The sequence below is a fragment of the Aestuariivirga sp. genome, assembly GCF_044238155.1.
Lineage (GTDB): Bacteria > Pseudomonadota > Alphaproteobacteria > Rhizobiales > Aestuariivirgaceae > Aestuariivirga.
The window spans coordinates 1-4,334 of record NZ_JBIIDX010000210.1; the positions used below are offsets into that span (position 1 = coordinate 1).

Annotated in this window: 5 protein-coding genes; 2 read left to right on the plus strand and 3 right to left on the minus strand. The window is 64.8% G+C overall.

The window, feature by feature from the left end:
* Positions 1-5: 5 nt before the first annotated feature.
* Complete coding sequence (locus ACILRN_RS15960; RefSeq protein WP_395689954.1) at positions 6-344, minus strand: DUF952 domain-containing protein; 339 nt, start codon at positions 342-344, stop codon at positions 6-8.
* Between the two features lie 98 nt (positions 345-442).
* Here ACILRN_RS15960 and ACILRN_RS15965 point away from each other — a divergent pair, with 98 nt between their 5' ends.
* On the plus strand, positions 443-1,078 hold the full coding sequence (locus ACILRN_RS15965; protein ID WP_395689955.1) for a helix-turn-helix transcriptional regulator: 636 nt from the start codon (positions 443-445) through the stop codon (positions 1,076-1,078).
* On the opposite strand, the gene nudC is transcribed toward ACILRN_RS15965, so the two are convergent.
* Both nudC and ACILRN_RS15975 read right to left on the minus strand, forming a co-directional pair.
* Positions 1,059-1,919 carry an NAD(+) diphosphatase gene (gene nudC, locus ACILRN_RS15970; protein WP_395689956.1) on the minus strand — a complete coding sequence of 287 codons (861 nt, stop codon included), beginning with the start codon at positions 1,917-1,919 and terminating at the stop codon, positions 1,059-1,061. The two genes, ACILRN_RS15965 and nudC, sit on opposite strands and share 20 nt — an antisense overlap.
* Before the next feature lie 11 nt (positions 1,920-1,930).
* Entirely contained in the window at positions 1,931-2,368 is a 438-nt protein-coding gene (locus ACILRN_RS15975) for a MerR family DNA-binding transcriptional regulator (protein WP_395689957.1), read from the minus strand.
* Between the two features lie 243 nt (positions 2,369-2,611).
* Here ACILRN_RS15975 and ACILRN_RS15980 point away from each other — a divergent pair.
* Positions 2,612-4,334 (plus strand): hypothetical protein (locus ACILRN_RS15980; RefSeq protein WP_395689958.1); only part of this gene is annotated, 1,723 nt, incomplete at its 3' end.

The following is a 4,334-nucleotide window of genomic DNA, read 5'->3' on the forward strand; positions in this document are numbered from 1 at the left end:
GAATGTCATGCGATGCCCTCAGGAAAGCGCAGCTCGCCATTCTCGCGCGGCAGAGGCTCGACCAGCCGTGCCAGCTTCGTGGCGATTGGCCCGTACACGTGCGGAAACAGCTCGCCCCCGCGCGAAGTTTCCCACTTGAGCTGAGCGAGATCGGTATCTGCAAACCCGACCAGCACGAGGTCCGGCTGTCCGCCGAAGTGCTTTGCGGCGGTCGCGCGCACCTGATGTGCAGCCGACAGGTGAATGAAACCGTCCCGGCGATCCACGGCAGAGCCTTCGAAAACGCCCTTGGCGGCAGCCTCCTGCCACTCCTGGTTTCCGACTATCTTGTAGAGAAGGTTCATGCACCAAGCTTAGGGCCGCGCGCCCTTCTGGACAATCATTGCCGCGCAAGGTATTGCTTCCTAGATATAAGATCATTTTCGGAAGACGGAGATCCCGCATGCTCACCCACAAGCAGGTCTGGAACGCGATCGACACAATTGCCGAGCGCTACGGCTATTCAGCCTCGGGACTGGCCAAGAAATCCGGACTTGACCCCACCTCCTTCAACCCCTCGAAACGAACCGGGCCGGACGGCAGGCCGCGCTGGCCCACCATGGAGTCTGTCTCGCGCCTTCTCCAGGCCTCCGGCGCCTCGATGGAGGAATTCGCCGACCTGCTGATTGGCCGCCGCGGCCAGCCGCCGAAACTCCGCCAGTTGCCGCTGCTCGGATTTGCGAAGGCTGGCAAGGGTGGCTTCTTTGATGACTCCGGCTTTCCCGCCGGCAATGGCTGGGACGAGATTGAGGTTCCCGGCGTCACCGATGCCAATGCCTATGCGCTTGAGATCACCGGCGATTCAATGCTGCCGGTTTACCGCGAGGGCGACATCATCGTCATCTCGCCCTCGGCAACGGTTCGCAAGGGCGACCGGGTAGTGGTCCGCCTGCAGGACGGACAGGTGATGGCGAAGGTGATGCACCGCCAGACGGCAAGGACGCTCGAGCTTGCCTCCTTCAACCCGAATCACGCCAACAAGGTTCTCGACATGAAGGACGTCGACTGGATGGCCCGCATCATGTGGGCCAGTCAGTGATCGCCGCCGTGATCAGCTCATGCGCTATGGCGTATGGGTTGGCGGCGTAGAGCCCGTCCGGGTGTCTGCGGGCCAGCATCAGCAGGGTCTCCTCGCGGCTGAACCAGCGTGCATCTTCAAGTTCTGCCGCATCGCGCGTGATCTCCTGCGAAAGCGCCTCGCCGACCAGTCCGATCATCAGGTTTGAAGGAAACGGCCAGGGCTGGCTCGAGACATAGCGCACAGACCCAACCCGCACGCCCGCCTCCTCGAACACCTCGCGGCGCGCGGCGTCCTCGATCGTCTCGCCGGGCTCCACGAATCCCGCGAGCGCAGAATACATTCCTGGCTTCCAGGCGGCCTGGCGGCCCAGAAGAATGCCGCGCGCATGCCGCACCACCATGATCACGACCGGGTCAGTACGCGGAAAGTGGTTCATGCCACAGCCAGGACAATGGCGGCGGTAACCCGCATCGGCAATCTCGAGCCTGCCTGCGCAGTTCGAACAATAGCGCCGCCGATCGTGCCACTGCAGGATGGAGCGTGCCTGGGCAAGAATCCCCAGTTCCTCCGGCGGCAGGGCCTCCTCCAGCGCAAGGCTGCGCAGATCGCGCAGGTCCGGCGTCTCCGCAGTCTGGCAGGCAAACCAAGGCCGGCCTTCTGCATCGAGCCCCAGAAATACGCTTGCGTCTTCAGCGTCCGACCACGTGGTAACCAGCTGCCCATGCTGCATCAGGGTGGCCTCGCCCGAAATGCGCACCAGCCGGGCTTCCGGATGCTGGCGCAATTCGGCGATCCAGTCTGGCCTCGACCGGTCGTTGGCGCGGCGATCGAGCCGGTTCAGCACATAGGCAGGGGGCATGGGCGGCTTGGTCAGGGAGTCGTGGTCTTGGGCGCCAGGGCCTCGCGTTCCTTCAGCATGCCGTCGACCACGACCACGGTCCGCTCGAGGTCCGCGATTGCATCCTCGAGCTCAACGCGCTGGCGGCGCAGGGCCTCGAGCCGTTCGCGCATCTTGGTGGAGGCAATGCGCAGCTGCGTCAGCTGCCCGTCGCGCAGATTGTAGAGATCGAGCATCTCCTTGATCTCTTCGAGCGCAAAACCCACCTTCTTGCCGCGCAGGATCAGCTGCAACCGGGCGCGGTCGCGGTAGCTGAACAGCCGGGTCCAGCCGCGGCGGGCGGGCTGCAGCAATCCCTTCTGTTCGTAAAAGCGCAGGGTTCGCGGCGTGACGTCGAATTCCCGGCACAATTCGGTGATCGAGTAAGTCCTGTCGCGATTGGGCCGGTCTCTTGCTTCCGTCGCAGTCATCGTTGCTTGCTCCGCCTGGCTTGGTCCTGGGTGCCGGTCCGGCGGCATTCTCTTTACGCCCTGCGACTGGCTTTGTGTATCCCTGACGTCAAATTCTGGTATCCACTCCGTTTCACCGGCCCGCCGCTTAACCTGAAATTTACCAAATCACCTAACCCTAGGTAGGTAAATCCCCGCAAGCTGGGCCTCGCGGTTCCCGCGTCCCGCCGGCCCGCACCCGGGCAACCGAGAGTTGAGACCGTTATGAAGCCGGGCATTCCCTGGAGCGTCAAGGGCATTGAACCCGAAGCCCGTGTCGTCGCCAAGCGCGCCGCACGACGCGCTGGCATTACGCTCGGTGAATGGTTAAATTCGGTGATTCTCGACCAGAGCGGGAACTTTGCTGATACTCCGCCTGGCGGGTTCACCTTCGAACGGGACAGTTTCGTGACCTCTTCCTCGCAGACCCCAGACGCCCCCTCCCCTGCGACCGCGCTTCCCGCCGAGCGCCGCCGCTCTGCGGCCGCGGAGCGGCGTGATGACAGCGCGCTGCGCCTTCAGGACATTGCCCAGCAACTGGCCGATCTCGCCCAGCGCGAACGCCAGACGGCGGTCATGCCGGAGCACGCCCAGGCGGACAGCAGCGAGGCGCTGGCCCGGCTGGTCGAACGCATCAACGACAACGAACGCCAGACCGTTGAGGCGCTGAGCGCCGTCAACGACCGCCTCACCATGCTGAGCCAGCAAATCGGTGCGCTCTCCCGCCCGCAGGCCTCTGATCGCAGCGAGGACGGTCAGGCAGGTTACAAGACACTCGAAACCGCGATCCGCAATGTCGTCGAGCACATCGAGGTCAGCGAAAAGCGCACCCGGGATTCGCTGAAGAGCATGCAGGACCGGATTGCCGGCATGGCCGAACGCGGCAGCCAGGCGCCCAGCAGCGAAGACATCCTGCGTGCTGCTCCGGGTTTGGCCGGTCTTGAGAACCGCCTGGCAGAGATGCTGACACGCATACAGCGCTCCGAAGGACTGCTCGCCGAGCGCATCGACGCCATGAAGGCGTCCGCGCAGCAGATGGCAGCTCAGGCTCAGTCATCCGCAGTCACCGCCGCCAGAGGCGAACTTCGCGACCTTGAGAGCCGCGTGCTGGCAGCACTCAAGGAGACGCAGGCAAGCGCCGCCGGACCGGCCGCGCTCGTCGCAGACATGGAGAGGCTGCGCAGTGACATGGGCAACCTGGCGCGGCGGCTGGACGAGATCAAGACTGCAAGCGCAAGCGAGCGGGACCTGCAGTCCCTGCGGGTCGCGCTCGAGCAATTGTCGACCCGCGTTGCGCAAGGTCCGGACCTGCGGCCGCTCGCCGACATGGACCACCGGCTTGGTGAGATCAACCGCAGGCTCGAGCAGGCGGCGGCCACAAGCCGGGACATGCCGCAGTTCGGCGCACTTGAACAACGCATCGCCGAGCTCGAACACCAGCTCGACATGACCCGCCTGACCGGTGATGACACCCAGTCCCTCCACAATCTGCAGGGTTCGCTGGCCGCCGTCTCCCAGCGCCTTGCCCAAACCGAAGAACAGGTCGGCCGGATCGAGACCATGGAGCGCGCCATTCGGCAGCTTCAGGAGGGTCTGGAGCAGCGGCAGGGCGCCGGCCCCGTCTCCGACGCCAGACCATCGCCGGAACTGGGCGCCCTGACAGAGGGTCTGCGCGCCGTCCGCGAAAGCGCCGCAGGCTCTGAGCGCCGCACCCAGGAAACATTCCGTGCGGTGCATGAGACCCTGGCAGAAATCGTCGATCGCATCTCCGAACTCGAGGCGTCGGAGGCTTCCCACCCCGGCCATGCCGCAATGGCGCCATCGCTACAGCCGCGATCACCAGATCCATCACCCCGGCAAGCCGAAATCCGGACAACGCCAGAGCCCACGATCCTGGTCCCGCCTTCCCCGCATGATGGCGCCACGGCCGCGTCACGGGCCGAGGCAG

What these genes read in the sequence shown, in the direction of transcription:
- ACILRN_RS15960 (WP_395689954.1), bottom strand. Translation starts at nt 344, where the DNA reads ATGAACCTTCTCTACAAGATAGTCGGAAACCAGGAGTGGCAGGAGGCT.
- ACILRN_RS15965 (WP_395689955.1), top strand. Translation starts at nt 443, where the DNA reads ATGCTCACCCACAAGCAGGTCTGGAACGCGATCGACACAATTGCCGAG.
- nudC (WP_395689956.1), bottom strand. Translation starts at nt 1,919, where the DNA reads ATGCCCCCTGCCTATGTGCTGAACCGGCTCGATCGCCGCGCCAACGAC.
- ACILRN_RS15975 (WP_395689957.1), bottom strand. Translation starts at nt 2,368, where the DNA reads ATGACTGCGACGGAAGCAAGAGACCGGCCCAATCGCGACAGGACTTAC.